The organism is Paenibacillus pasadenensis (genome assembly GCF_002864175.1).
GTDB classification, from domain to species: domain Bacteria; phylum Bacillota; class Bacilli; order Paenibacillales; family Paenibacillaceae; genus Paenibacillus_O; species Paenibacillus_O pasadenensis.
The window spans coordinates 2,938,624-2,964,605 of record NZ_NFEZ01000004.1 but is presented as its reverse complement, the minus strand read 5'-3'; the positions used below and the strand labels follow the sequence as shown (position 1 = coordinate 2,964,605).

Below are 25,982 nucleotides of genomic sequence, written 5' to 3'. Positions count from 1 at the left end.
GCAGGTGGGAGAGCAAATGGAGATCCATGTTGTAAGCTATCCGCTGGAGGTCGCGGTCCATGAGCCTTGCGCGCTTGCGATCGGCCATTTCGACGGCGTGCATCTCGGCCATCTCTCGGTCATCGAGCGGGCCGTAGCCCATGCTTCCGCCGCCGGCATCCGAGCGGCCGTCATGACGTTCGATCCCCATCCTCGCGAGGTGCTCGGGCGAGGCAGCGGCTATGCCGCCAGCCTGACGCCGCTGGAGGACAAGCTCGAGCTGTTCCGGCAGGCCGGCGTCGATGCGGCATACGTCATGCGCTTCGAGCCCGCCTTCGCCGAAATCAGTCCGCGCGTATTCGTCGACGAGGTGCTGCTGCGTCTCGGCGTCCGCCATGCGGTCGTCGGCTTCGACTTCCGCTTCGGCCATTTCGGCGAAGGCAGCGCGACCAGCCTCGGCGAGCTCGGAGCGGGCCGCTTCGGAGTCGAGATCATGCCGGCCTACAGCCGCGACGGGCAAAAGGTGAGCAGCACCTATGTGCGCGAAGCGCTGGAAAACGGGCAGGTCGAGCTGGCCGCCGAGCTGCTCGGCCGCCCGTACGCCGTGAGCGGCGTCGTCGTCCACGGAGACGCGAGGGGGCGCACGATCGGCTTTCCGACCGCGAATGTCCTGCAGGACGCCGCTTATGTCGTGCCGCGCCTCGGCGTCTACGCGGTCCGCGTCCATTTGCCGGAGCGGGACGGCCATCCGGCGGAAACGCTGCCCGCCGTGCTGAACCACGGCATGAAGCCGACCTTCAACAAGGAGAGCATCGTGCCTGTCCTCGAAGCCCATCTGCTGGACTTCGAGGGGGATCTGTACGGCCTGCGCGTGCGCATCGAGTTCCTTCATTTCCTGCGGCCCGAGCGCAAGTTCTCCGGCGTGGCGGAGCTCGTGGAGCAGCTGGGCAAGGACCGGGACCGGTCCGCCGAGCTGCTTCGGGGCTGACGGAGCATTCCGGTTTACTTTAGGCTCCGTTGATGCTATACTGTGTCATGTTGTCCAAGAGGCTTCCTCTGGATACGCTGGCCCCGGCTTGGCCGGCCGCTCTCACCGGCGGCGGCGAGGCTGACGGCGACTTAGGCAACGATAACGAATTTGGAGGTGAACATGGATGGCACTTACGCAAGAACGCAAGCAAGAGCTCATCGAAGAGCACAAGACGCATGCAACTGACACGGGTTCCCCCGAGGTTCAGGTCGCTATCCTGACTCAGAACATCGTCAACCTGACAGACCACCTGCGGACGCACAAGAAGGATCACCACTCGCGCCGCGGTCTTCTGAAAATGGTCGGTCAGCGCCGCAAGCTGCTGGCTTACCTGAAAAACAACGATGTACGCCGTTACAGCGCTCTGATCGAGAAGCTTGGCCTTCGCCGCTAGGAATGCCGCTGTAAAAGAAGCAACCTGGTTTGCAAGCTGTCCGGGATTCCGGACGAGGCGCAGCCGGGTTGCTTTTTATCATGAAGGAAACCTTACCTGCACCCATACATAATTCGTTCCCTGCCGCTCGCGCAGCTGGAGGGCAGAGGATTCGGAAGCTGCCTGTCGAATGGATTCAACAAATAGGAGGGATATCATGCACCAGGTTCAAATGACACTCGGCGGCCGCGAGCTCGTACTCGAGACCGGACGCCTGGCGAAGCAGGCCAACGCGGCGGTTACGGTGCGCTACGGCGATACCGTCATTCTCTGCACGGTGACCGCGTCCTCGGGTCCGAAGGATCTGGACTTCTTCCCGTTGACGGTCAACTACGAAGAGCGTCTTTATGCCGTCGGCAAAATCCCGGGCGGCTTCATCAAGCGCGAGGGACGCCCGAGCGAAAAGGCGATCCTGTCGAGCCGCCTGACGGACCGTCCGATCCGCCCGCTGTTCCCGGAAGGCTTCCGCAACGACGTGCAGGTGCTCAACCTCGTCATGAGCGTCGATCAGGACTGCCCACCGGAAATCGCGGCGATGATCGGCACGGGCGCCGCGCTGAGCGTGTCCGACGTTCCGTTCAACGGCCCGATCGGCGGCGTCATCGTCGGCCGCGTGGACGGCGAGTTCGTCATCAACCCGACCGTCGAGCAGGAAGAGAAGAGCGACATCCATGTCGTCGTATCCGGAACCCGCGACGCGATCATGATGGTCGAGGCCGAGGCGAACGAGGTGTCCGAGGAAGTCATGCTCGAAGCGATCATGTTCGGCCATGACGAAATCAAGAAGATCTGCGCGACGATCGACGAGCTGACCGCTCTGAGCGGCAAGCCGAAGATGGACGTCGTGCTCCATGCCGTCGACGCCGAGACGAGCGCCGAGGTGCGCGGCTTCGCGTCCGCTCGCCTCGTGGAAGCGATCCGGATCGAGGAGAAGCATGCTCGCCAGGAAGCGATCGACGCCATCAACCGCGAGACGGTGGCGCATTTCGAGGAGCTGTACGCCGACCAGCCGGAGCGCATGGGCGACGTGAAGGAAACGCTGTACGACATCGTCAAGGAAGAAGTGCGCCGCCTGATCACGCATGACAAGATCCGTCCGGACGGACGCGGACTGGACGAGATCCGTCCGATCGAATGCGATGTCAACCTGCTGCCTCGCACGCACGGCACGGGCCTGTTCACGCGCGGCCAGACGCAAGCGCTCAGCATCTGCACCCTCGGCGCTCTCGGCGATGTGCAGATTCTCGACGGAATCAGCCCGGAAACGACCAAGCGGTTCATGCACCATTACAATTTCCCTCCGTTCAGCGTCGGCGAAGCCCGTCCGCTGCGCGCTCCGGGCCGCCGCGAGATCGGCCACGGCGCTCTCGGAGAGCGCGCGCTCTCCAAGGTGCTGCCGTCCGAAGCGGACTTCCCGTACACGATCCGCCTCGTCTCCGAGGTGCTGGAGTCCAACGGCTCCACGTCCCAGGCAAGCATCTGCGCCAGCTCGCTGGCGATGATGGATGCCGGCGTGCCGATCAAGGCTCCGGTAGCCGGCGTGGCGATGGGCCTCATCAAGGACGGAGACCATTTCTCCATCCTGTCGGACATCCAGGGGATGGAAGACCATCTCGGCGACATGGACTTTAAAGTAGCCGGCACGGCGGAAGGCGTCACCGCGATCCAGATGGACATCAAGATCGACGGCATCGACCGCAGCATCCTGACGCAGGCGCTCGAGCAGGCGCGCGTCGGCCGGATGCATATCCTCGGCAAGATGAACGAGGTCATGGACAAGCCGCGCGCGAGCCTGTCGCAGTACGCGCCGAAGATCATGACGCTCCGCATCAACCCGGACAAGATCCGCGACGTCATCGGCGCCGGCGGCAAGATCATCAACAAGATCATCGAAGAGACCGGCGTCAAGATCGACATCGAGCAGGACGGCATGGTGTACATCGCTTCGTCCAACGAAGAGATGAACAAGCGCGCGCGCTCGATCATCGAGGGCATCGTCAAGGAAGTCGTCGTCGGCGAGATCTACACCGGCACGGTCAAGCGCATCGAGAAGTTCGGCGCGTTCGTCGAGATCCTGCCGAACAAGGACGGCCTCGTCCACATCTCGCAGCTGTCGACCGAGCGCGTCGCGAAGACCGAGGACGCGGTCAGCATCGGCGACGTCATTACCGTCAAGGTGACCGAGATCGACGGACAGGGACGCATCAATCTGTCCCGCAAAGCGGTCCTCACCGCTGAGACGCCAGCCGGCTCCTAGAGCCGCCGAGCAGCACGAACCAAGAATCAGAGCGTCGCCTCTGATTCTTTTTTATTGCCTTGGCGCCGCCGCGTCCCGCCGCCGAATCCGGACCTGTCCCGGAGAAATGGGCCAAGCCGCATAATCGCCTTGATCTCCTCATACATTGGGGGGAGAACAGGTGGAGGGTGAGGCAGATGAATCTCCGTGCATGGTGCGCGTCGGCCGCATGCGGGGCCGTGCTGGTGCTCGCGGCTGCGGCCTGGAGCCCGGCCGGAACGTATGTCCGCTCGCTGGGAGACGGCGAGCTGCGCGCGGCGATGGCGGCGAGGGACGCGGACCGCTCGCTGCTGGATCAGATCCGGGAGGAGGCGGCGAGCCGCTACGTGCCGCCGGTCGACGCGTCGGTCGACCGCTGGTTCCGCGCCATTCCAGGCTACGAGGGCCGGGAGGTCGACGTGGAGGCGTCCTACCGGGCGACGCTGCAGCGGCCGGAGGATGGATTGACGTTCCGCTACAAGCCGGTCGCGCCGGCCAAAAGGCTGGCGGACTTTCCGCTGGAGCCGGTCTACAAGGGCAATCCGGCCAAGCCTGCCGCCTCGCTCATGATCAATGTGGCCTGGGGCAACGAATATTTGGAGCCGATGCTCGAGACGCTGCGGCGCAACGAGGTGAAGGCGACGTTTTTCCTGGACGGCAGCTGGCTGAAGCGATACCCGGAGCTGGCGCTCAAGATCAAGGAGGGCGGCCATGAGATCGGCAACCATGCCTACACCCATCCCGACATGAGCCGGCTCGGCCCGGCGCAGCAGCGAAGCCAGATCGAGCGCACGAGCTCGCTGATCGAGCAGACGCTCGGCGTGAAAAGCCTTTATTTCGCGCCTCCGTCAGGCAGCTTCAACGCGCTCACGGTGAAGGCCGCGCGGGAGCAGGGCATGACGACGGTGCTGTGGACGCTCGACACGGTCGATTGGATGAAGCCGCAGCCGCATGCGGTGCTCGCCAAAATATCCCGCGGCCTGAAGCCGGGCTCGCTGGTGCTGATGCATCCGACCTATGCGTCGAGCCGCGCGCTTCAGGGCATCATCGATTCGGCCAAGCAAAAAGGGCTGAGCCTCGTCCCGGTGAGCGAGACGCTTTCCGAGGAGCGGCTGGACGGCGCGGTTGAGAGCGGCCGCTGATTTTGATATGATGATAGTTAAACTTCGAGGAGGAGAACCGGTGAATCTATATCGACTAAGCAACGGGCTTCGCGTCGTCGCGGAACCGATCCCGACCTGCCGCTCCGTTTCCTTCGGGATTTGGGTGAAGACGGGCTCGCGCAGCGAAACCCCGGCCAACAACGGCATCTCCCATTTCATCGAGCACATGCTGTTCAAAGGCACCGATACGCGCAGCGCCAAGGACATCGCGGATCTGTTCGACGGCATCGGGGGCAACGTGAACGCATTCACAGCCAAAGAATATACATGCTACTTCGCGAAGGTGCTTGACCTGCATCTGCCGCTCGCGATCGACGCGCTGGCGGACATGTTCTTCAACTCCCGCTTCGACGAGGAGGAGCTGGCCAAGGAGAAAAACGTCATCCTCGAGGAAATCTCGATGTACGAGGATACGCCGGACGACAAGGTCCATGACGAGGCTTCGCGCGCGTCGTACGGGGACCATCCGCTCGCCTATTCGATCCTCGGCCTGGAGGAGCGGCTGGAGGCGATGGGACCGGACGACCTGCGCCGTTATATGCAGGATCAATATACGATCGAGAATACCGTCATCAGCGTGGCGGGCAACATTGAGGAGAAGGCGCTGCTCGCGCTGCTGGAGGAGAAATTCTCGGGCATGAGCGCGCGCGGCGCCGGCCGCAGCCTGACGCCTGCGGCATTCAACGGGCAGTATCTGTTCCATCCGAAGCAGACGGAGCAGAACCATATCTGCCTCACGTTCCCCGGCTGCTCGATCGACGACGACAAGCTGTATGCGATGGTGCTGCTCAACAACGCCCTCGGCGGCGGGATGAGCTCGCGCCTGTTCCAGGAGATCCGCGAGAAGCGCGGCCTGGCCTACTCCGTCTACTCCTACCATACCTCCTATGCGGACTCCGGCCTGTTCACCGTCTATGCGGGCACGGCGCCCAAGCAGACGGCCGACGTGCTGGACCTGACGATGGAGCTGCTCGCCGACGTCTCCGCATCGGGCCTGAGCGAGGCGGAGCTGCGCCGGGGCAAGGAGCAGCTCAAGGGGAGCCTCATCCTCAGCCTGGAGAGCACGAGCAGCCGCATGAACCGCAACGGCAAAAACGAGCTCATGCTCGGCCGCCACTTCACGATGGACGAGATCATCGAGCGCATCGAGGCCGTGACGATGGGGGACATCCGTACCGTCACCGCGCGCATGCTGGAGAAGCCTTTCGCCGTCGCGATGGTCGGAACGGAAGAAGGGCCGGCCGCGGCTCTGAGGAGGGACCGCTTTGCATCAAGTCCAATTTAAGCGGCTTCCGGGCAACGAGGACGTGCCGCTTCCGGCGCGCATGTCCGCCGCTGCGGCGGGCTTCGACCTGCACGCCGCCGTCGCGGAGCCGGTCGTGCTCCAGCCGGGAGCGCGCATCCTCGTCCCGACGGGCTTCGCGATGGCGATGCCGCCGGAGCTCGAGGCGCAGATCCGCCCCCGCAGCGGGCTCGCCTACAAGCACGGCGTCACCTGCCTCAATTCGCCCGGCACGATCGACGCCGACTATCGCGGCGAGGTCAAGGTGCTGCTGATCAACCACGGCGAGGAGCCGTTCCTCATCGCGCGGGGCGAGCGGATCGCCCAGATGGTGTTCCAGTCCGTGCCTCCCGTGGCGATCGAGGAGGCGGACGAGCTTCCCGATACGGCTCGCGGAGCCGGAGGCTTCGGCCATACGGGCAAGTGAGCCGAGCGACGCCTCTTCCATAGCCTATAGCTTAGCCGCAGCCGCGGCCGTCCTTTTACGGGATGGCCGCGGCTGCGGCTTTTTCGGGCTCGGCTGCGGCGTGATCCGCGGCGGCCCGACAGTAACCCCCGCCCGCCCTGCGGCATAAACTGCCCTATACCAGGCAAAACGGCTGCAGGCTTCGGCGGGCGGTCGTTTGCGATGGAATCGTAAGGAAGCCGTACGACGCGATTATGGGGAGAGGATGTGACGCCAGCATGCTGACCGGCGTTCAGGTGCTGCTGATCGGCGGCGATGCAAGACAGCTTGAGGTCATCCGCAGGCTGTCCGAGCTGGATGCTTCGCTTACGGTGTCCGGATTCGACGGGCTTCGTACCCTTCCCGGAGACAGCTCGGACTCCGAGCTGCGGGAAGAGCTGTTTGACAAGACGGATGCGGTGATCCTGCCGGCAGTAGGCACCGACGACGCCGGCCTCATTCCGGCGGCCTTCAGCGACAGCGAGCTGCGGCTCACGGGCGCGATGCTCGCCCGGCTGCCGAAGCACGCCACGATCTATGCGGGCATGGCCAGACCGTATCTGAAGGAGCTGTGCCGCGAGCACGGCCTCGGCCTCGTCGAGCTGTTCGAGCGGGACGACGTCGCCATCCTGAATTCGATTCCGACGGCCGAAGGAGCCGTCAAGATGGCGATCGAGCATACGGACATCACGATCCACGGATCGACCTGCATGGTTCTCGGCCTCGGCCGCACCGGACTGACGCTCGTGCGCACGCTGCAGGGGCTGGGGGCGACCGTGCTGGCCGGCGTGAACCGTCCCGAGCCGTTCGCGAGGGCGGCGGAGATGGGCGCGAAGCCTTTCTACACGCGGGATCTGCAGGATCATGCGGGCAACATCGACTTGCTTTTTAACACAATTCCCACTATGATAGTCACAGCGCAAATGATAGCCAGAATGCCTTCTCGCGCGGTCATCATCGACCTGGCCTCCAAGCCGGGCGGCACTGATTTCCGCTTCGCGGAGAAGCGCGGCCTCAAGGCCATTCTGGCACCGGGACTGCCCGGCATCGTCGCCCCCGTGACCGCTGGTCGCATCATAGCGGATTGTGTCACTCAGCTGATTTTGGAAGAGATCAGCGCGCGGGGGAATGCACAATGAACTGGAACGGACTTACGGTCGGCTACGCGCTTTCGGGCTCCCACTGCACCTTCGCCGAAGTAATGCCGCAGATTCAGCGGTTCGTCGACGCAGGCGCGGACGTGGTGCCGATCGTCACGCAGAGCCTGATGACGACGGATACCCGGTTCGGCACGGCGGCGGAGTGGAGGCGGCAGCTGACGGAGATCACCGGCAACGAGATCATCTCGACCGTCGTGCAGGCGGAGCCGCTCGGCCCGTCCAAGCGGCTGGACGTCATGCTCATCGCGCCGTGCACCGGCAACACGACGAGCAAGCTCGCCAACGCGCTGACCGACGGAGCGGTGCTCATGGCGGCCAAGGCCCAGATGCGCAACGGCCGTCCGGTCGTGCTGGCCATCTCCACCAACGACGGGCTCGGCCTCAACATGGCCAACATCGCCAAGCTCATGGTCGCGAAGAACATCTACTTCGTGCCGTTCGGCCAGGACGATCCGGTGAACAAGCCGAACTCGCTCGTCGCCCGCATGGACCTGGTGATGGAGGCTTGCGAGCATGCCCTGCAGGGCAGGCAGATGCAGCCGGTCCTCGTCGAGAGGGCGTGAGCGGAGCGGCCTGACCGGCCGGATCCGCTGCAAGCACCAACGATAGACAGCCGGCAGCGAGCTTTACGCTGGCGGCTTTTTTTACAGGCGGGGGCCGCGGTCCTCGCCTTCAAGCGGGTTTGTTCTGCTTGCATCAAGGGCAGAGAAGGGATGACATCAATGGGGGTACGGGTATTGAAGTTCGGCGGGACGTCGGTGGCGACCCGCCAGACGAGGGAGCTTGTCGTGAACCACATCGAGCGGGAGCGCGCCGCCGGGCATAAGCTCGTCGTCGTCGTCTCGGCGATGGGGCGCACCGGCGATCCCTATGCGACGGATACGCTGCTGTCGCTCGCCAAGGAAGAGGGGGGCGAGCTCGGCGCGCGGGAGCGCGACCTGCTGATGGGCTGCGGCGAGATCATTTCGGCCGTCGTCCTTTGCAGCGCGCTGGCGGCCCGCTCGATTCCCGCCGTGGCGCTCACGGGCGGATGCGCCGGCATCCTGACCGGCAGCCAGTTCGGGGAAGCTCGCATCGAGGAGATCCGCACGGAGCGGATGCAGCGGCATATGGAGCAGGGCGAGGTCGTCGTCGTCACCGGCTTCCAGGGCCAGGACGCGCAGGGCGACCTGACGACGCTCGGACGGGGCGGCAGCGATACGTCCGCGACCGCGCTCGGCGCGGCGCTGCAGGCGGAGATGGTCGACATCTATACGGATGTCAACGGCATCCTGACAGCCGATCCGCGCATCGTCAAGGATGCGAAGCCGCTCACGGTCGTCGGCTACGCCGAAATCTGCAACATGGCCCGTCTCGGCGCCAAGGTGATCCATCCGCGCGCGGTCGAGATCGCCCAGCAGGCGCGCATTCCGCTGCGCGTCCGCTCGACCTTCTCCGAGGACGAGGGCACGCTGGTCACCGACCTGCCGACCGCGCTCAGCCTCGCGTCGCCGCTCAAGGACCGCCATGTGACGGGCATCGCCCATGTGCAGGGCGTGACGCAGATTTCCGTCCGCACCGTCGACGGCATCGCCGACACGCAGCTGCAGGTGTTCCAGTCGATGGCGAGGCATCATATCAGCGTCGACTTCATCAACGTCACGCCGGCCGGAGCGCTGTATACGGTCATGGACGACGACGCGCCCAAAGCGACGCGCGTGCTGCAGGAGCTCGGCTTCGAGCCGGAGACGGTGAGCGGCTGCGCCAAGGTGTCGGTCATCGGCGGCGGCATGCACCGCGTGCCCGGCGTCATGGCGAAGATCGTGGAGGCGCTTGCGGAGCAAAGCATACCGATTCTGCAGTCCGCCGACTCCAACACGACGATCTGGGTGCTCGTCCGCGAGGAGCATATGGGCAACGCCTTGCGGGCGCTGCACGCCAAGTTCGAGCTGCATCTTTGACAGCAATCATCGCCATCAGGCATACTTATCATTCATTGGGGCTGGGTGCGGGAGCGGGAAGCCGCCTATGCCGAGGAGGGTACCTTCATGGATTATGGCAGACTGATTACAGCAATGGCGACTCCGTTCACTCCGGAGGGCGCGGTCGATTGGGAGACGGCCGGCAAGCTCATCGACGAGCTGATCGACGTCCAAAAGAGCGACAGCATCGTCATCAGCGGCACGACGGGCGAATCGCCGACGCTGACCGACGAGGAGAAGCTCGAGCTGTTCCGCTTCGCCGTCGCCCGCAGCGCCGGGCGCGCGCGCATCATCGCAGGCACGGGCAGCAACGACACCGCCCATAGCATCCATCTTACGGCGGCGGCCGAACAGGCCGGCGTCGACGGAGCGCTGCTGGTCGTCCCTTATTACAACAAGCCGAGCCAGGAAGGCCTCTACCGCCACTTCAAGGCGATCGCCGAATCGACCTCGCTCCCGGTCATGCTGTACAACGTTCCCGGACGCACGATCGTCAGCATGAGTCCGGAGACGACGATCCGGCTCGCGCGCGACGTCGCCAACATCATCGCGACCAAGGAATGCCATTCGCTGGAGTATGTGGCCGCGATCATCAGCGGCGTCTCGGACAGCTTCCGCGTCTACACGGGCGACGACAGCGCGGCGTTGCCGGCGCTGGCGGTCGGCGCTCACGGCGTCGTGAGCGTAGCCTCGCATATCGCGGGCAGCCGGATGAAAGCGATGATCGACGCGTTCCTCGCCGGCCGCACGGCCGAAGCGGCCGAGCTGCACCGGAGCCTGCTTCCGCTGTATCAGGGCTTGTTCGCGGCTCCGAGCCCGACGCTGGTCAAAAAGGCGCTGGAGCTCAAAGGGCTGCCCGTCGGAGGCGTGCGCCTGCCATTGATTGAAGCGGACGAGGCCGAGACCGAGACGCTGAAGCGGCTGCTGGAGCGGTACTGAGCCCTTCGCTTTGCCAGCGGCACTGAATTTATTCCGGACTTATCCATCGCCAGCCCCGCCGGGGCTGGCTTTTTTGCGCGTTTCCGGACGGAATTCCGGCGCTTGGACGGAAGGGGTTGAGCTTCGGCTTGTGTTCCATCTTTTGCATCATGTATAATATTCCTAAATGACTGGTGCGGCAAAGTGAATATGGCTTCGACCCCATTCGCGCGGCGGATGGGTGGATCCGTGCATAACGTTGCATGTATTTGGTCGTACCCCGCATGGAAGCGGTTTTCCGGCCGCGGTTCGGCGCTTTGGGATCGACAGGAGCGGCACGAGCTCCGGCTTCCGTCTTCTTTGCGGAGACCGTCCTCGAGGGACGGCGAGCCGTTTCGCGGCTTACACGATTCGTTCGATCGTTAACTATTTCACATATATTAGGAGGTAAGATTTCCCTTGTCCAAAAAGAATCCCCAAGACAAGCTGCTCGTCTTCGCCCTAGGCGGCGTAGGCGAGATCGGCAAAAACATGTATGTCATCCAATACGGCAATGACATCGTCGTCGTCGACTCCGGCCTGAAGTTTCCCGAGGAGGACATGCTCGGCATCGACATCGTCATTCCTGACATCACGTACCTGACCGACAATCGCGACAAAGTGCGCGGCATCATCATCACCCACGGCCATGAGGACCATATCGGCGGCTTGCCGTACGTGCTGCGCCACCTGAACGTGCCGGTCTACGCGACCAAGCTGACGCTCGGCCTCATCGAGGGCAAGCTCAAGGAAGCCGGCCTGCTCGGCGAGACGAAGCGCATCCTCATCAACGCCGACTCCGTGCTAGAACTCGGCTCGATCACGGCGAGCTTTTTCAAGACGAACCACAGCATTCCGGACTCCGTCGGCGTCTGCCTCGACACGCCGGAGGGCACGATCGTCCATACCGGCGACTTCAAGTTCGACTTCACGCCGGTCAACGACCAGTACGCCGACCTGCAGCGCATCGCCGAGATCGGCAAGCGCGGCGTGCTGGCGCTGCTGTCGGACAGCACCAACGCGGAGCGTCCGGGCATGACTCCTTCGGAAAGCAACGTCGGCGTCGAGCTGACGGAGATCTTCCGCAAGTCGCAGCAGCGCGTCGTCGTCGCGACGTTCGCGTCCAACGTCCACCGCATCCAGCAGGTGTTCAACGCGGCGATGGCGACCAAGCGCAAAGTCGCGATCGTCGGCCGCAGCATGGTCAACGTCGTGACGATCGCCGGCGAGCTCGGCTATCTCAACATTCCTGAAGGCATGATCATCGAGCCGGAGGAAGTGAACAAGATGGCGGCCGACCGCGTCGTCGTCCTCTGCACGGGCAGCCAAGGCGAGCCGATGTCGGCGCTGACGCGCATGGCCCGCTCGACGCACCGCAAGATCGACATCCTGCCGGGCGACACCGTCATCATTGCGGCGACGCCGATCCCGGGCAACGAGCGCGACGTAGGCCGCACGGTGGACGAGCTGTTCCGCCTCGGCGCCAACGTCATCTACGGTCCGGGCTCCGTCTCCGGCGTCCACGTATCCGGCCACGGCAGCCAGGAAGAGCTCAAGCTGATGCTCAACCTCATCAAGCCGGAGTACTTCATGCCGATCCACGGCGAGTACCGCATGCTCCGCCAGCACGCCAAGCTGGGCGAGGCGGTCGGCGTCGATCCAGACAAGATCTTCATCTGCGACATCGGCGATACGGTCGAGTTCCAAGGCGGCGTCGGCCGCAAAGGCTCCAAGGTGCCTTCCGGCAACGTGCTCATCGACGGCCTCGGCGTCGGCGACGTCGGCAACATCGTCCTGCGCGACCGCAAGCTGCTGTCCCAGGACGGCATCCTCGTCGTCGTCGTCACGCTCAGCAAGCAGGACGGCACGATCAAGTCCGGTCCGGACATCATCTCCCGCGGCTTCGTGTACGTCCGCGAGTCGGAGGGCCTGCTCGACGAGGCCAACCGCATCGTCACGACGACGCTGCACAAGCTCATGAACGACAAGGTCAACGAGTGGGCTTCGCTCAAGACCAACGTCAAGGATGCGCTCGGCCGCTTCCTTTATGAGCAGACCCGCCGCCGCCCGATGATCCTGCCGATCATCATGGAAGTATAATTGAAATGCGATCCGCCTGCCTCCATTCCGGAGGCAGGCTTTTTCGTGCTCCCAAGGCCGCGTATGGGGCGATGCCTCCCGCCTCATACTAGACAGGCAATCCAAGGGAGAAAAAGGAGGAGATGACGCTTGAACGAGCAATCCACCGGCGCGCGCATGGAAGCGGAGCCTGCGGCGGCGATCGACAAGGCGAAGCTCGACGCGATCCAGCAGCTGGGGCAGATGGCGGTGCCGGCCGCGGACCCGTCCAATGTGTTCTGCATGTCGATCATTGGCCAGATCGAGGGCCATATGGTGCTGCCGCCGCAAAACAAAACGACGAAGTACGAGCATCTGATCCCGCAGCTCGTGGCGGCGGAGCAAAGCAGCAAGATCGAGGGCATCCTGATCGTGCTCAACACGGTCGGCGGCGACGTCGAGGCGGGCCTCGCGATCGCCGAGATGATCAGCTCGCTGAGCAAGCCTGCCGTTACGCTCGTGCTCGGCGGCGGCCATTCGATCGGCGTGCCGATCGCGGTGGCGGGCGACCGTTCGTTCATCGCCGAGTCGGCGACGATGACGATCCATCCGATCCGGATGAACGGCCTCGTCATCGGCGTGCCGCAAACGTTCGAATACTTGGAAAAAATGCAGGAGCGGGTCGTGCGCTTCGTCACGTCGCATTCGCGGGTGCAGGAGAAGACGTTCAAGGAGCTCATGTTCAAGATGGGCGAGCTGACGCGGGACATCGGCACGACCGTCATCGGCGAGGATGCCGTGCGGCATGGGCTGATCGACGAGGTCGGCGGACTCGGCAAGGCGCTCGCGGCGCTCAACGGGCTCATCCAGGAGCGCAGGCCGAAGGCAAGCGCGGCTGCGGCGCCGTTCGCGCCTGCCGCGCCGCTGACGGCTGCGGCGCCGGCAGCGGAAGGCGGACTGCCTCAATGACCCTCTACACGATCATGCCGCTGGAGCTCGTCCTGAACGGAGCGGATGCCGAGCGGGAGCCCTGGCTCGAGGCGCGCCTGGACGGCGTGCTGCTGCAGCTCGAGCCGCTCGAGCCGGGCTGGGGAAAGGTCGTCCGCATCGTCGACGGCCCGCTGGAATGCTACCTGGACCCGAGGTTCCAGCCGGGCTCGGTGCTGCCCGTCCGATAGGAACATTCCACCACCTATGGTATAATACTGAACCAGAGGTGAGAGGATTGGCCAAGAAAAGGCGGCGCAAAAGACGCACGTTCGGAGAAAACTTAAAATACGAGGTTTACGGAATCTTGCTCATAACGGTGTCGGTAATCGCCTTGTCAGGCGAGGCTACGGTCGGCAGGTCGCTGACGAAGCTGTTCGCGCTCGTTTTGGGCAAGTTTCATTTTGCGCTCGCGCTCGTCGGCATCGCGGCCGGCCTATATGTCATGGTGACGAGGATGTGGCCGAAGGGGTGGACGTACCGCAGGACCGGCTTCCTGCTGCTGCTCATGGCGCTGACGCTCATGAGCTCGATCGGGGAGATCGACCGCAAGCTCGCGCCTGCGGACCTGGTCAGCGGCTCGGCCATCTTTGCCCAGCTTGGACAAGACATCCGCGACGGCCTGCTCACGGACGGCACCGAGGCCGATCCGGGAGGACCGATCGGAGCCTCGGTCAGCGGCGGCTATCTCGGAGCGCTCCAATACTCGCTGCTCTACACGCTGTTCGGCTACTTCGGCTCCAAGCTGCTGCTGATCGTCATGTTCGCCATCTCGGCGATGCTCATCACGGGCCGCTCGTACGCCGAGCTTGGACGGGTCGTGCGGGACCGGCTGGGCCGGCTGGCCAAGCTGCTGCAGGCCAAGGCCGCCGGCCGGCCGCGCAAGCCGAAGGCTCCGAAAAAGGCCGCCGGAACCGGCGCCGGGGCGGCAGCCGCGGCCTCCGCCGGGCCGGATCATCTGGGCTACGGGCTCAACGCCGACGGAGAGGACGACGACTTCGGCAGCACGGTCGCCGCGCCGGCGGCCAAGAGCCGCTCGCTCTTCTTTTCCTGGGGCAGCCGCAAGGACGAGGGCGAGCAGGAAGGTTCTGCCGGCGAAGCGGACAAGGAGTGGCTGATGGAGGAGTCCGCGCTGAGCCAGGCCAAGGCAGCCGTCAAGCCGTCCATCTCCTTGCGCGGGCGGCAAGCGGAGCCGCCTCGCGACGCCGCTCCATGGGAAGACGACGATGGAGACGACTGGGAGGACGCGCAGCCGTTTCCGGCCGCGCTGCCGCCTGCCGTCTCCGCCGTCCGTCCCGAATCGGAACCGCTGCCGGAGCCGGCAGCTGCCGATCGGTCGGCGGGCTTGCTGGACGATGCGGCCGACTTTCCGATTCCGCCGCCGGCGGTCCATCCGGCGGAGCAGTCGGAAGCGCTCGCCGGCCCGGAGGGCGACGGCGAGGGCGCTCCGGCCCAGGCGCGGACGGCCAAGCCATACCGCCTGCCGCCGCTGTCGCTGCTCGCCAAGCCCGCCTCGACCGGGCGGGCGGGGGACATGACCGACATCAACAACGACTCCCGCCGCAAGCTCGAGGCGACGCTCGAGAGCTTCGGCGTCCGCGCGAAGGTGCTTGATGTCGTGCCTGGACCGGCCGTGACCCGTTATGAGGTGCAGCCCGCGACCGGCGTCAAGGTCAGCCGCATCGTCGGCCTGACCGACGACATCGCGCTCGCGCTCGCGGCCAAGGATATCCGCATGGAGGCTCCGATCCCGGGCAAGTCGGCGATCGGCATCGAGGTGCCGAACGCCGAGGTGGCGGTCGTGACGATGCGCGAGGTGATGGAGACGCCGACCTTCGCCAGCGCCTCGTCCAAGCTGTCGATCGCGTTCGGGCGCGACATCGCCGGCCAGTCGATCGTCGGCAATCTCGCCAAGATGCCCCATCTGCTCGTCGCCGGAGCGACCGGCTCCGGCAAGTCGGTGTGCATCAACGGCATCATCACGAGCATTTTGTACAAGGCGGCTCCGGACGAGGTCAAGTTCATGATGATCGACCCGAAGATGGTCGAGCTCAACATGTACAACGGCATCCCGCATCTGCTCGCGCCGGTCGTCACCGATCCGCGGCGGGCGTCGCTCGCGCTCAAGAAGATCGTCGTCGAGATGGAAAAGCGCTACGAGCTGTTCTCCAAGTCCGGCACGCGCAACATCGAGGGCTACAACAGCCTGATGCAGGACAATCCGAACGCCGTGCTGCCGTACATCGTCGTCATCGTCGACGAGCTCGCCGATCTGATGATGGTCGCCGCCAAGGACGTCGAGGACAGCATCACGCGGCTCGCGCAGATGGCGCGGGCGGCCGGCATCCACCTGATCATCGCCACGCAGCGGCCTTCCGTCGACGTCATTACGGGCGTCATCAAGGCCAACATTCCGTCGCGGATCGCGTTCGGCGTCTCGTCCCAGGTCGATTCGCGGACGATCCTCGACATGGTCGGAGCGGAAAAGCTGCTCGGCCGCGGCGACATGCTGTTCCTGCCGGTCGGCATGTCCAAGCCGATCCGCGTCCAGGGAGCGTTCCTGTCGGACGGCGAGGTGGAGGCCGTCGTCGAGTACGCCCGCTCGCAGGCTGAAGCGGAGTACAAGGAGGACCTCGTGCCGGAGCTGGACGAGGCGGGGGAGAGCGGGGACGGCGAAGATCTGGACGAGCTGTTCGACCAGGCGATGCAAATCGTCGTCGAGGCGCAGCAGGCGTCCGTCTCGCTGCTGCAGCGCCGGATGCGCGTCGGCTATACGCGCGCGGCCCGGCTGATCGACCAGCTGGAGGCCAAGGGCATCGTCGGCGCTTACGAAGGCAGCAAGCCGCGCGAGGTCATGATGACGCTCGACCAGTTCCAGGCGAACCAGAAACATGCATAGAAGGGACTTGCCTTTCTCATACTAGGGACGGTTAAACATCCCGTAGCAGAAAGGCAGATCCCCATGAAAAAAATGCGTTTGATCGTCATGACGGTCGCAGCCACGCTGCTTTTGCTCAGCCTGTATACGCTTAAGGAAGGCTGGCCTCCGCGCGCGGCCGAGACATTCAGCAACGCGACGTTCCAGATGGGCGCGTCCGGCAAGGACGTCGTAGAGCTGCAGGGACGCCTGCGCTTCCTCGGCTACTACGAAGGCAAGATCGACGGGCAGTTCGGACCGAAGACGAAAAACTCGGTGACCTGGTTCCAATGGAAGTTCGGCATGAAGTCCGACGGCGTCGTCGGGCCGAAAACGAAGCTGAAGCTGTGGGAAGCGACCAAGAGCTGGAAGCCGACTGCAGCGGACCTTCCCGGCGGCGAAAGCGGCTCGAGCGGCGGCGGCAGCGGCGCCTCCGGAGGCGGCTCCGCCGGATCGGCCGGCGCTTCCAACAGCTCGATGGACAAGTCCAACAAGCTCGGGCTGTCCGCCAACGACATCAAGATCATGGCCAACGCCGTCTACGGCGAGGCGCGCGGCGAGCCGTACGAAGGCCAGGTCGCGGTCGCGGCGGTCATCCTGAACCGGCTGCGGTCGCCGGAGTTCCCGAACTCGATCACCGGCGTCATTTTCCAGAACCTCGCCTTCACCGCGGTCGCGGACGGCCAGATCTGGCTGACCCCGAACGAACGGGCGAAGCAGGCCGTTCAGGACGCGATCAACGGCTGGGATCCTTCGGACGGCTGCCTGTACTACTTCAATCCGGTCACGGCCACCTCCAAATGGATCTGGAGCCGTCCGCAGGTGAAGACGATCGGCAAGCATATTTTCTGCATGTAGCATCAGCCGGCTGCGCCGGCTCACGGGCAGCCGGGAGGGCATTCCTTCCGGTTGCCTTCTCTGTTTGCGGGCCAAGGCCGCCTTGGGATAGAATGGAAGGACAGCAAGCGGAAGTGCAAGTTCGACCAATAAGCGATGGCGGGAGGCGTTTCCATCCATGTCTTTTCAGCAAGCGACAACCGGCCGGATCCGGCTGCATGTGCTGCCGACGAAGCGGTTCAAGACTTTTGCAATCTCCCTGTTCGCAGGCATTCCTCTGCAGGAGGATACCGTCACCAAGACGGCGCTGACGCCCTTCGTGCTTCGCCGCGGCACGCAGAGCGCTCCGGAGACGATCGCGTTCCGCGAGCAGCTCGACGAGATGTACGGAGCCGGATTCGGCTTCGACGTCTACAAGCGCGGCAGCTCGCAGATCGTGCAATTCCGCATGGACGTCATCAACGATCGGTTCGTCCGCTCGGACAGCTCCCTGCTGGCGCGCTCGATGAAATTTCTCGGCGAGGCCGTGACCTCGCCGGCGCTGGAGGACGGAGCGTTCCGATCCAAATATGTCGACAGCGAGAAGCGCACCCTCGCGCGCAAGCTGGAGAGCATCATCAACGACAAGATCCGGTATGCGGGCGAGCGCTGCCTGGAAATCATGTGCGAAGGCGATCCGTACCGGCTGCACTCGCTCGGCCGGCTGCAGGATCTGCCCGGCATCGATCCGGCGAGCCTGCATGAGGCGTATGCCGCCTGGCTGGCCGGGGCGGTGCTCGACCTGTACGTCGTCGGCGATACGACGCTGGACGAGGTGCGCGAGCTGGCGGAGGCTTCGTTCCGCCTGCCGTCGACGGGTCCGTCGGAGTACGGGCCGCCGGACATCCGCCGGCGCAGCGGCGAGGTCAAGACGGTCGTCGAGAAGCTCGACGTCGCCCAGGGCAAGCTGAACCTCGGCCTCAGGACCGGCATCGCCTACGGCGACGACGCCTACGCGGCGGCGCTTCTGTACAACGGCATTCTCGGCGGATTCCCGCACTCCAAGCTGTTCATGAACGTGCGCGAGAAGGAGAGCCTCGCATACTATGCCTCCTCGCGCATGGACGGACACAAGGGGCTGCTGACGATCCAGTCCGGCATCGAGATCGCCAATTACGAAAAAGCGGTCGCCATCATCAAGGAGCAGCTTGAGAGCATGCGCCAAGGGCAGCTGTCGGAGCTGGAGCTCGGCCAGACCAAGGCGATGCTCGTCAACTCCTTGCGCGAGCTGCAGGATTCGGCTTACGAGATGATCGCCTTCGACTTCAACAGCGTCCTGTCCGGACGCCGGCGCACGGCGCAGGAGCTGCTCGATGCGGTGCAGGCGGTGACGCCGGAGCAGATCGTATCCGTAGCCGAGGGCGTCGAGCTGGATACGGTGTACTTTTTGCGCGACCGAAAGGAGGGCTAGCCGACATGCAGAAGCTACATTACCCCGGCGTCGAGGAGACGCTGTACTACGAGCAGCTGCCGAACGGGCTGAGCGTCTATCTGCTTCCGAAGGAAGGCTTCCAAAAGACGTACGCGACGTTCTCGACCCGCTACGGCTCCGTCGACAACCATTTCCGCAGCGGCAGCCAGCCGCTGACGCGCGTGCCGGACGGCATCGCCCATTTCCTGGAGCACAAGATGTTCGAGGAGCCGCAGGGCGACATCTTCGCCACCTTCGCTTCGCAGGGGGCTTCGGCCAACGCGTTCACGAGCTTCGACCGCACCGTCTACCTGTTCTCGGCGACGGAGCAGATCGAGGCCAACCTGACGACCCTCATCGACTTCGTGCAGCATCCGTACTTCACGGATCAGAACGTCGACAAGGAAAAGGGCATCATCGCGCAGGAAATCAACATGTACAGCGACAATCCGGACTGGCGCGTGTACTACGGCCTGATCGAGGCGATGTACCAGAAGCATCCGGTGCACATCGACATCGCCGGCACCGTGGAGTCGATCTACCAGATCGACAAGGAGCTGCTTTACCTGTGCTATAACACGTTTTACCATCCGTCCAACATGCTGCTGTTTGTCGTCGGCGGCATTGATGCCGAGCGGATCATGGAGCTGATCCGGAGCAACCAGGCGGCCAAGTCCTTCGAGGACATCGGCGAGATCGAGCGCTTCTTCGATCCGGAGCCGCAGGGCGTGCGCGAGCCGCTGAAGTCGCTCTCGCTGCAGGTGTCGCTGCCCAAGTGCCTGTTCGGCTTCAAAGAAAAGACGAACGGCCTCGGCAGCGCCGAGCTGCTGCGCCGCGACGTGACGACGAAGCTGATGCTCGAGACGCTGCTCGGCTCGAGCTCGCCGCTGTACCAGAGCCTGTACGACGACAATCTCATCTCCGACTCGTTCGGTTATGAGTACAACTGCAGCACGGACTACGGCTTCAGCATCATCGGCGGCGATACGAACGATCCGGATCGGCTCGTCGAGCGGATCAAGGAGGCGATCGGCGAGGCGCTGCAGTCCGGGCTCGACGCCGCCGCGTTCGAGCGCACGAAGAAAAAGCGGATCGGCAGCTACCTGCGCATGCTCAATTCGCCGGAATCGATCGCCGGGGAATTCACCCGCTATAAATTCCGCGGCCAGGATCTGTTCGAGCTGCTGCCGGCTTACGAGAGCCTGACGCTCGAGCAGGCGAACGCGCGGCTGCGCGAGCATTTCGACTTCGGACAGCTCGCCGTCTCGCTCGTGCTGCCGACAGCCGAGCAGGAGGCGGAGCCGAGCTGAAGCCCTTGCATGAAATGAACGTGCTCGTCACCGGAGGCAGCCGCGGCATCGGCGCCGCGATCGCGCGGCGCTTCGCCCGCGAGGGCATGAATGTCGCGCTTCATTACCTTCACTCGCATGAGCAGGCCAACGAGACGGCGCGCGAATGCCTCGCGCTCGGAAGCGGACGCGTCATGACGGCTTCGGCCGACCTGCGTTCGCGGGAGAGCCTGGAGCGGATGCGCGAGAAGCTGGCCGGAGCGGATCTGCTGCCGGACATCCTCGTCAACAACGCCGGCATTTCCCATTACGGGCTGCTTTCCGATCTGACCGACGCCGAATGGGACGACGTCACCGCGGTCAATCTGCGGGGCGTCTTCCTCTGCACCCAGCTGTTCATGCCCGAGATGATCCGCGCCCGCTGGGGACGCATCATCAACATCTCGTCCGTATGGGGCGTCGCGGGAGCCTCGTGCGAGGTGCTTTATTCCGCCACCAAGGGCGGCGTCAACGCCTTCACCAAAGCGCTCGCCAAAGAGCTCGCCCCCTCGGGCGTGACGGTGAACGCCGTCGCTCCCGGCGCGATCGACACGGAAATGCTCGGCGGCTTCGATTCCCAGGAGCTGAAGCAGCTCGAGCAGGACATTCCCGCGGGGCGGCTCGGCCAGCCCGACGAGATCGCCTCGCTCGTCTATTTCCTGTCGCTGCCGGAGTCGTCCTACATCACCGGACAGGTGATCAGCCCGAACGGCGGCTGGATCACCTGAAGATTGAAACCTTTTGCCAGCCCTGATCGTCGTATAGCTGACCCGGCCGCCGCGCACACTAATGCCGTTGATGGTGCTATTCCTCAACGACTTTAAGGAGGCGAACCGAGCATGTCTACCGTACTTTCGAACTTCGATTCCTGGAAGGAATTTCTTGCAGAGCGACTGGAACAAGGCAAGAAGCTCGGCTTGAGCGAAGAGGCGATCGGCAACCTCGCTTACGAAATCGGCTCTTTCCTCGACGAGAAGGTCGACCCGAAAAACGAAGAGCAGCGCATGCTGAAGGAAATCTGGGATGTCGGCGACGAAAATGAGCGCAAGACGATCGCCCGGCTGATGGTGAAGCTGGTCGGACATCGCTAGTCATCGGCGTCACGGCAGAGAGCTCCCGGTCTAACGGGAGCTTTTCTGTCATGTAGAACGAGCGTGCTCATTGCGGAAACGTGGCGAATCCTGTAGAATGTAGGCTTATAATGAGGGCGGTTCGAAGCGCCTGCAACCTTGGGACGGTGTGATTGATGGAATCGAAACAGTGGTATATGGAATACAAAATACATAAGAATCGGCCAGGCCTGCTCGGCGACATCGCCTCGCTGCTGGGCATGCTCAACGTCAACATCATTACGATCAACGGGGTGGAGGACCGCACCCGCGGCATGCTGCTGCAGACCAACGACGACGAGAAGATCGAGATTCTCGGCAAGATGCTGCAGAAGGTCGAGAACATCACCGTCAACAAGCTCCGTCCGCCAAGCCTGGTCGACCGCCTGGCCGTGCGCCACGGACGCTATATCGAGCGCGACTCCGACGACCGCAAGACGTTCCGCTTCACGCGCGACGAGCTCGGCCTGCTCGTCGATTTTCTCGGCGAGATCTTCAAGCGCGACGGCAACCAGGTCATCGGGCTGCGCGGCATGCCGCGGGTCGGCAAGACGGAATCGATCATCGCGGGCAGCGTCTGCTCGAACAAGCGATGGACGTTCGTCAGCTCCACGCTGCTCCGCCAAACCGTGCGCAGCCAGCTTTCGAGCGAGGAGATGAACCCCGACAACATCTTCATCATCGACGGCATCGTCAGCACGATCCGCTCCAACGAGCGGCATCATTCGCTGCTGCAGGAAATCATGGAGATGCCGTCGACCAAAGTCATCGAGCATCCGGACATCTTCATTCGCGAATCCAATTTCGATTACAGCACTTTTACGACGATCATCGAGCTGCGCAACACCCCGGACGAGGAGATCTCCTACGACTCCTTCACGGTCAACTACAATGACTTTTAATCGGAAAGGAGGCTATGCCAGCCATGTCTGAACTGGGCCAAACCCTGCGGACCGCAAGGGAAGAATCCGGCTTGTCCCTCGACGAGCTGCAGGAGATGACCAAGATCCGCAAGCATTATTTGATCGCGATCGAGGAAGGCAACTACAGCGCGCTGCCCGGCAGCTTCTACGCCCGCGCGTTCGTCAAAAACTATGCCGAGGCGGTAGGACTGAACGCGGAGGAAGTGCTCAGCTACTACAAGAACGAGCTGCCCTCCGCTCCGCAGACTTCCGCCGCCGAGCCGTCGGCTTCTCCTCAGCCGCCGCGCAAGGCGTCGACGTCGCGGACGATGTCGGAGCGCTTCGGCAAGCTCGGCTTTTCCGTGCTGATGTGGGCGTTCCTCGGGCTGATCGTGTTCCTGCTCTGGATGTTCGTCATTCGGGACGACGGCGCCAAGAGCGCCGACTCCACGGACCGGACGCCGATGACGACGGCGACACCGGGACCGAACGACAGCCGGCCGACGGCGTCCCCGGGCAGCGGCGCGCTCGCATCTCCGAGCCCGACGGCTACGCCGACTCCGACGCCGCCGGCAGGCGCGGTCACGTTCGACCGCAAGTCGGGCGGAGTGGACTATTATCAAGTCACCGGCCAGCCGATGCTTCAGCTCAAGTTTTCCGGCGGAGCCTGGCTGGAAGTCCGCAAAGGCGGAAAATCCGGGGACCTGCTCTACAACAAGAACGTTTCGGCGGAAGACACGATCGAGATTCCGCTCGACGCGGTCATCTATGTCAACACCGGCCGTGCCGACAACACGGAATTTTATATCGACGGCACGCTTCTCGAGGACGGAGACCGTTCGGGACCGAAGCGCTTCCAGTTCGATCCGTCCTCGGGCGATGCGGCATCGCAGGACGAGGCGGGCGAGTAATTCGGCGCTTGAAGCGCGGCCGCCCGCTTGCCGCGAGGGTCGGCAGGCACGGGCGATAGAAGGTTGAAGGGCGCTTTCTTCCTGCGGGAAGAAGCGCCTTTCTGCGCCGCGGCGGCGCGTTATACTTTCGCTTTCGGATGATTTATAATAGAGGACGATGAAAACGCAAGGAGGACTGGACCCATGAGTTCGGAAAGTTCGTTCGATATCGTATCGAAGGTAGACCTGCAGGAGCTGAACAACGCCATCGTCCAGGCGGAAAAGGAAATCGAGAACCGCTTCGACTTCAAGGGGAGCAAGAGCAGCATCAAGCTGGAGAAGGAGGAGCTGGTCGTCGCTTCCGACGACGAGTACAAGCTGAAAAGCGTCATCGACATCCTCCAGACGAAAATGATCAAGCGCGGAGTGCCGATCAAGAACATGGACTTCGGCAAGATCGAGGCGGCCACGCTCGGCACGGTGCGCCAGCGGATCAAGCTCAAGCAAGGCATCGGCCAGGACGACGCCAAGAAGATCAACGTGCTCATCCGCGATTCCAAGCTGAAGGTGAAAAGCCAGATTCAAGGCGATCAATTGCGCGTGACGGGCAAGAGCCGGGACGATCTGCAAGCGGTCATCTCGCTGCTGCGCGGCGCCAACCTCGAGCTCGAGCTGCAGTTCACCAACTATCGCTGACGGCCGTCGATCCTCGTTTTGACAGGCCGCTTCCGCTTCGATTATACTTGTGAAGTTTGAAACGTCAGGGAGGGGAAGGGCTTGAACCTGGCCAACAAGATCACGCTCGCGCGCATCTTCTTAGTGCCTGTCATCCTGTTTTTTCTATTGATCCGGTTCGATCTGGGAACGGTCCGGTTCGAAGATTTCGAGCTTACATACACGCAAATCATCGCCGCCCTGATCTTCATCATCGCGGCGAGCACCGACGGGCTCGACGGCTATCTGGCCCGCAAGAACAAGATGGTCACCAATCTCGGCAAGCTGCTTGATCCGCTGGCGGACAAGCTGCTCGTCGCGGCCGTCCTCATCTCGCTCGTGCAGATGGACAAGCTTTCCGCGTTCATCGCCATCGTCATCATCAGCCGCGAGTTCGCCGTGACGGGCCTGCGCCAGGTCGCCCTGCTGGAGGGCGCCGTGCTTGCGGCAAGCACCTGGGGCAAGTGGAAGACCGGCATCCAGATCGCGATGATCATCGCGCTGCTGCTCAACAACTTCCCGTTCGCGCTGGTGGACATCCGCATGGATATCATCCTCAGCTGGGCGGCTGCGCTGATCACGATCTGGTCCGGCATCGACTACTTCGTCAAGAACCGCAACCTGATTCCCGTCGAGTAGCTTACAAGGTCTCTTTCCTTTTCGGGAAAGGGACCTTGTCCGTTACCGACAGCCCAATCCACGACAGGAGTGAAGCGCTGTGAAAGCCGAAATCATCGCTGTTGGAACGGAACTGCTGCTTGGACAGATCGTCAATACGAACGCACGCTATCTTTCCCAAGGACTCGCCGCCCTCGGCATCGACGTCTTTTTCCAGACGGTCGTCGGCGACAACGCCGCCCGCATCCGTCAGGCGATCGATACGGCACGCTCCCGCGCCGACCTGCTGCTGTTCACCGGCGGTCTCGGGCCGACGATGGACGACCTCACCAAGGACGTGCTCGGCGACTATCTCGGGCGCCGGCTCGTCGTCCATGAGCCGACGATGGAGGCGATGGAGCGGTTTTTCGCTTCCCGCGGAAGCCATATGGTCGAGAGCAACCGCCGGCAGGCCAACTGGATCGAGGGCAGCGCGGCGCTCGAGAACGACGCGGGGCTTGCCGTCGGCAACGCGCTGGAGCAGGACGGAACCCGCTATATCCTGCTTCCGGGTCCGCCCAAGGAAATGATGCCGATGTTCGAGGGGCCGGCGACGCGCTGGCTGCTGGCGGAGCTCGGAGCGGGGGCTCCGCTGCATTCGCGCATCCTGCGCTTCGCCGGCATCGGCGAGTCGCGGCTCGAGCATGAGCTGATCGACCTGATCGAGAGCCAGAGCGATCCGACGATCGCTCCGTATGCCAAGGAAGGCGAGGTGGCGATCCGCCTCTCCAGCAAGTCCGCGGACGAGGCGCAGGCGCTGGACCGCATCGAGCGGATGGCGCAGCAGATCCGCGAGCGCCTCGGCGCCCATATCTATGCCGAAGAGGACATCTCGCTCGAAGAGGCGGTGCTGCGGCGGCTGCGCACGAGGCGGATGCGGGTCAGCGTGGCCGAGAGCTGCACGGGCGGCCTGCTGGCCGAGCTCATCACCGGCATCCCCGGCAGCAGCGGCGAGTTTCTCGGCGGCATCGTCACCTATACGAATACGATGAAGCACAAGCTGCTAGGCATTCCGCTCGCCCAGCTGGAGGGGGCGGACGCGCCCGGAGCGGTGAGCGCCTCCACCGCGGCGCTGATGGCGCAGCGGGTGGCGGAGACGACCGGCAGCGACTGGGGCGTCTCGATTACCGGCGTCGCCGGGCCGGGCTCCTCCGAGGGCAAGCCGATCGGGCTCGTCTACATCGGCATCGCCCGCAAAGGCGGGGAGGCCGAGACGCATGAGCTGAATGCGGGCGGCAATCGCGACATGGTGCGCATCCGCGCCGCCAAGCACGCGCTTTACCGGCTCTGGCTGGCGCTCCAGGAATAGCCGCGGCGGCCTTGCGCTGGCCGGCTCGGATCGCGTACAATAAAGGCAGTTGACGGAAGAACCGCAGCGAGTCGGACCAGCTGCGGTTCTTTGTCTTTTTTCGGGGCTGCGGCGGGACTCGGGGAGGGACGGAGCGCGC

Annotated in this window: 24 protein-coding genes; all 24 read left to right on the top strand. The window is 63.7% G+C overall.

Annotation, left to right across the window (positions count from 1 at the left end):
* Nucleotides 1–16 precede the first annotated feature (16 nt).
* Nucleotides 17–967, top strand: a complete 951-nt coding sequence (locus tag B8V81_RS22385; RefSeq protein WP_028597388.1) for a bifunctional riboflavin kinase/FAD synthetase — start codon at nucleotides 17–19, stop codon at nucleotides 965–967.
* 166 nt (nucleotides 968–1,133) lie between these two features.
* Nucleotides 1,134–1,403 carry a 30S ribosomal protein S15 gene (gene rpsO / locus B8V81_RS22380; protein ID WP_028597387.1) on the top strand — a complete coding sequence of 90 codons (270 nt, stop codon included), beginning with the start codon at nucleotides 1,134–1,136 and terminating at the stop codon, nucleotides 1,401–1,403.
* A gap of 196 nt (nucleotides 1,404–1,599) precedes the next feature.
* On the top strand, nucleotides 1,600–3,699 hold the full coding sequence (pnp, locus tag B8V81_RS22375; protein WP_028597386.1) for a polyribonucleotide nucleotidyltransferase: 2,100 nt from the start codon (nucleotides 1,600–1,602) through the stop codon (nucleotides 3,697–3,699).
* A gap of 176 nt (nucleotides 3,700–3,875) precedes the next feature.
* Nucleotides 3,876–4,859, top strand: a complete 984-nt coding sequence (locus B8V81_RS22370; RefSeq protein WP_043110851.1) for a polysaccharide deacetylase family protein — start codon at nucleotides 3,876–3,878, stop codon at nucleotides 4,857–4,859.
* Nucleotides 4,860–4,869: 10 nt separating this feature from the next.
* Entirely contained in the window at nucleotides 4,870–6,165 is a 1,296-nt protein-coding gene (locus B8V81_RS22365; protein ID WP_052332938.1) for a M16 family metallopeptidase, read from the top strand.
* Nucleotides 6,146–6,589 carry a dUTP diphosphatase gene (gene dut / locus B8V81_RS22360; RefSeq protein WP_028597384.1) on the top strand — a complete coding sequence of 148 codons (444 nt, stop codon included), beginning with the start codon at nucleotides 6,146–6,148 and terminating at the stop codon, nucleotides 6,587–6,589. The genes B8V81_RS22365 and dut overlap by 20 nt, the downstream gene beginning before the upstream one ends.
* 257 nt (nucleotides 6,590–6,846) lie before the next feature.
* Nucleotides 6,847–7,746 (top strand): dipicolinate synthase subunit DpsA, encoded by a 900-nt coding sequence (gene dpsA / locus B8V81_RS22355; RefSeq protein ID WP_028597383.1) that lies wholly within the window; start codon nucleotides 6,847–6,849, stop codon nucleotides 7,744–7,746.
* Nucleotides 7,743–8,330, top strand: coding sequence for a dipicolinate synthase subunit B (locus B8V81_RS22350; protein WP_028597382.1), 588 nt, complete (start codon nucleotides 7,743–7,745; stop codon nucleotides 8,328–8,330). Before dpsA ends, B8V81_RS22350 begins: the two co-directional genes overlap by 4 nt.
* Before the next feature lie 159 nt (nucleotides 8,331–8,489).
* Nucleotides 8,490–9,707, top strand: a complete 1,218-nt coding sequence (gene dapG / locus B8V81_RS22345; protein ID WP_028597381.1) for an aspartate kinase — start codon at nucleotides 8,490–8,492, stop codon at nucleotides 9,705–9,707.
* 87 nt (nucleotides 9,708–9,794) lie between these two features.
* Nucleotides 9,795–10,667, top strand: a complete 873-nt coding sequence (gene dapA, locus B8V81_RS22340; protein WP_028597380.1) for a 4-hydroxy-tetrahydrodipicolinate synthase — start codon at nucleotides 9,795–9,797, stop codon at nucleotides 10,665–10,667.
* A gap of 438 nt (nucleotides 10,668–11,105) precedes the next feature.
* Entirely contained in the window at nucleotides 11,106–12,785 is a 1,680-nt protein-coding gene (locus B8V81_RS22335; protein ID WP_028597379.1) for a ribonuclease J, read from the top strand.
* A 156-nt stretch (nucleotides 12,786–12,941) separates the two neighbouring features.
* Complete coding sequence (locus tag B8V81_RS22330) at nucleotides 12,942–13,712, top strand: ClpP family protease (RefSeq protein WP_084136546.1); 771 nt, start codon at nucleotides 12,942–12,944, stop codon at nucleotides 13,710–13,712.
* The gene (locus B8V81_RS22325; RefSeq protein ID WP_028597378.1) at nucleotides 13,709–13,921 is read left to right on the top strand and encodes a YlzJ-like family protein; all 213 of its coding nucleotides are present in this window, start codon (nucleotides 13,709–13,711) and stop codon (nucleotides 13,919–13,921) included. Before B8V81_RS22330 ends, B8V81_RS22325 begins: the two co-directional genes overlap by 4 nt.
* 47 nt (nucleotides 13,922–13,968) lie before the next feature.
* Nucleotides 13,969–16,629: an FtsK/SpoIIIE family DNA translocase gene (locus tag B8V81_RS22320; protein WP_101809225.1), complete on the top strand. Its 2,661-nt coding sequence runs from the start codon at nucleotides 13,969–13,971 to the stop codon at nucleotides 16,627–16,629.
* A 63-nt stretch (nucleotides 16,630–16,692) separates the two neighbouring features.
* On the top strand, nucleotides 16,693–17,505 hold the full coding sequence (gene sleB / locus B8V81_RS22315) for a spore cortex-lytic enzyme (protein ID WP_028597376.1): 813 nt from the start codon (nucleotides 16,693–16,695) through the stop codon (nucleotides 17,503–17,505).
* Nucleotides 17,506–17,662: 157 nt separating this feature from the next.
* Nucleotides 17,663–18,934: an EF-P 5-aminopentanol modification-associated protein YfmF gene (yfmF, locus tag B8V81_RS22310; protein ID WP_101809224.1), complete on the top strand. Its 1,272-nt coding sequence runs from the start codon at nucleotides 17,663–17,665 to the stop codon at nucleotides 18,932–18,934.
* A gap of 5 nt (nucleotides 18,935–18,939) precedes the next feature.
* The gene (gene yfmH / locus B8V81_RS22305; RefSeq protein ID WP_101809223.1) at nucleotides 18,940–20,244 is read left to right on the top strand and encodes an EF-P 5-aminopentanol modification-associated protein YfmH; all 1,305 of its coding nucleotides are present in this window, start codon (nucleotides 18,940–18,942) and stop codon (nucleotides 20,242–20,244) included.
* Between the two features lie 14 nt (nucleotides 20,245–20,258).
* Complete coding sequence (ymfI, locus tag B8V81_RS22300; RefSeq protein ID WP_052332921.1) at nucleotides 20,259–20,990, top strand: elongation factor P 5-aminopentanone reductase; 732 nt, start codon at nucleotides 20,259–20,261, stop codon at nucleotides 20,988–20,990.
* A gap of 111 nt (nucleotides 20,991–21,101) precedes the next feature.
* Nucleotides 21,102–21,353, top strand: a complete 252-nt coding sequence (locus tag B8V81_RS22295) for a DUF3243 domain-containing protein (RefSeq protein ID WP_028597372.1) — start codon at nucleotides 21,102–21,104, stop codon at nucleotides 21,351–21,353.
* A 155-nt stretch (nucleotides 21,354–21,508) separates the two neighbouring features.
* Nucleotides 21,509–22,273 carry a DUF3388 domain-containing protein gene (locus B8V81_RS22290; protein ID WP_028597371.1) on the top strand — a complete coding sequence of 255 codons (765 nt, stop codon included), beginning with the start codon at nucleotides 21,509–21,511 and terminating at the stop codon, nucleotides 22,271–22,273.
* Between the two features lie 23 nt (nucleotides 22,274–22,296).
* The gene (locus B8V81_RS22285) at nucleotides 22,297–23,184 is read left to right on the top strand and encodes a helix-turn-helix domain-containing protein (protein ID WP_180968512.1); all 888 of its coding nucleotides are present in this window, start codon (nucleotides 22,297–22,299) and stop codon (nucleotides 23,182–23,184) included.
* Nucleotides 23,185–23,367: 183 nt separating this feature from the next.
* Nucleotides 23,368–23,859, top strand: coding sequence for a YajQ family cyclic di-GMP-binding protein (locus B8V81_RS22280; protein WP_028597370.1), 492 nt, complete (start codon nucleotides 23,368–23,370; stop codon nucleotides 23,857–23,859).
* Between the two features lie 81 nt (nucleotides 23,860–23,940).
* Nucleotides 23,941–24,516 (top strand): CDP-diacylglycerol--glycerol-3-phosphate 3-phosphatidyltransferase, encoded by a 576-nt coding sequence (pgsA, locus tag B8V81_RS22275; RefSeq protein WP_028597369.1) that lies wholly within the window; start codon nucleotides 23,941–23,943, stop codon nucleotides 24,514–24,516.
* A gap of 79 nt (nucleotides 24,517–24,595) precedes the next feature.
* Nucleotides 24,596–25,843, top strand: coding sequence for a competence/damage-inducible protein A (locus B8V81_RS22270; RefSeq protein WP_101809221.1), 1,248 nt, complete (start codon nucleotides 24,596–24,598; stop codon nucleotides 25,841–25,843).
* Nucleotides 25,844–25,982: the final 139 nt, after the last annotated feature.

What these genes read in the sequence shown, in the direction of transcription:
- B8V81_RS22385 (WP_028597388.1), top strand. Translation starts at nt 17, where the DNA reads ATGGAGATCCATGTTGTAAGCTATCCGCTGGAGGTCGCGGTCCATGAG.
- rpsO (WP_028597387.1), top strand. Translation starts at nt 1,134, where the DNA reads ATGGCACTTACGCAAGAACGCAAGCAAGAGCTCATCGAAGAGCACAAG.
- pnp (WP_028597386.1), top strand. Translation starts at nt 1,600, where the DNA reads ATGCACCAGGTTCAAATGACACTCGGCGGCCGCGAGCTCGTACTCGAG.
- B8V81_RS22370 (WP_043110851.1), top strand. Translation starts at nt 3,876, where the DNA reads ATGAATCTCCGTGCATGGTGCGCGTCGGCCGCATGCGGGGCCGTGCTG.
- B8V81_RS22365 (WP_052332938.1), top strand. Translation starts at nt 4,870, where the DNA reads ATGATAGTTAAACTTCGAGGAGGAGAACCGGTGAATCTATATCGACTA.
- dpsA (WP_028597383.1), top strand. Translation starts at nt 6,847, where the DNA reads ATGCTGACCGGCGTTCAGGTGCTGCTGATCGGCGGCGATGCAAGACAG.
- B8V81_RS22350 (WP_028597382.1), top strand. Translation starts at nt 7,743, where the DNA reads ATGAACTGGAACGGACTTACGGTCGGCTACGCGCTTTCGGGCTCCCAC.
- dapG (WP_028597381.1), top strand. Translation starts at nt 8,490, where the DNA reads ATGGGGGTACGGGTATTGAAGTTCGGCGGGACGTCGGTGGCGACCCGC.
- dapA (WP_028597380.1), top strand. Translation starts at nt 9,795, where the DNA reads ATGGATTATGGCAGACTGATTACAGCAATGGCGACTCCGTTCACTCCG.
- B8V81_RS22330 (WP_084136546.1), top strand. Translation starts at nt 12,942, where the DNA reads ATGGAAGCGGAGCCTGCGGCGGCGATCGACAAGGCGAAGCTCGACGCG.
- B8V81_RS22325 (WP_028597378.1), top strand. Translation starts at nt 13,709, where the DNA reads ATGACCCTCTACACGATCATGCCGCTGGAGCTCGTCCTGAACGGAGCG.
- sleB (WP_028597376.1), top strand. Translation starts at nt 16,693, where the DNA reads ATGAAAAAAATGCGTTTGATCGTCATGACGGTCGCAGCCACGCTGCTT.
- yfmF (WP_101809224.1), top strand. Translation starts at nt 17,663, where the DNA reads ATGTCTTTTCAGCAAGCGACAACCGGCCGGATCCGGCTGCATGTGCTG.
- yfmH (WP_101809223.1), top strand. Translation starts at nt 18,940, where the DNA reads ATGCAGAAGCTACATTACCCCGGCGTCGAGGAGACGCTGTACTACGAG.
- ymfI (WP_052332921.1), top strand. Translation starts at nt 20,259, where the DNA reads ATGAACGTGCTCGTCACCGGAGGCAGCCGCGGCATCGGCGCCGCGATC.
- B8V81_RS22295 (WP_028597372.1), top strand. Translation starts at nt 21,102, where the DNA reads ATGTCTACCGTACTTTCGAACTTCGATTCCTGGAAGGAATTTCTTGCA.
- B8V81_RS22290 (WP_028597371.1), top strand. Translation starts at nt 21,509, where the DNA reads ATGGAATCGAAACAGTGGTATATGGAATACAAAATACATAAGAATCGG.
- B8V81_RS22285 (WP_180968512.1), top strand. Translation starts at nt 22,297, where the DNA reads ATGTCTGAACTGGGCCAAACCCTGCGGACCGCAAGGGAAGAATCCGGC.
- B8V81_RS22280 (WP_028597370.1), top strand. Translation starts at nt 23,368, where the DNA reads ATGAGTTCGGAAAGTTCGTTCGATATCGTATCGAAGGTAGACCTGCAG.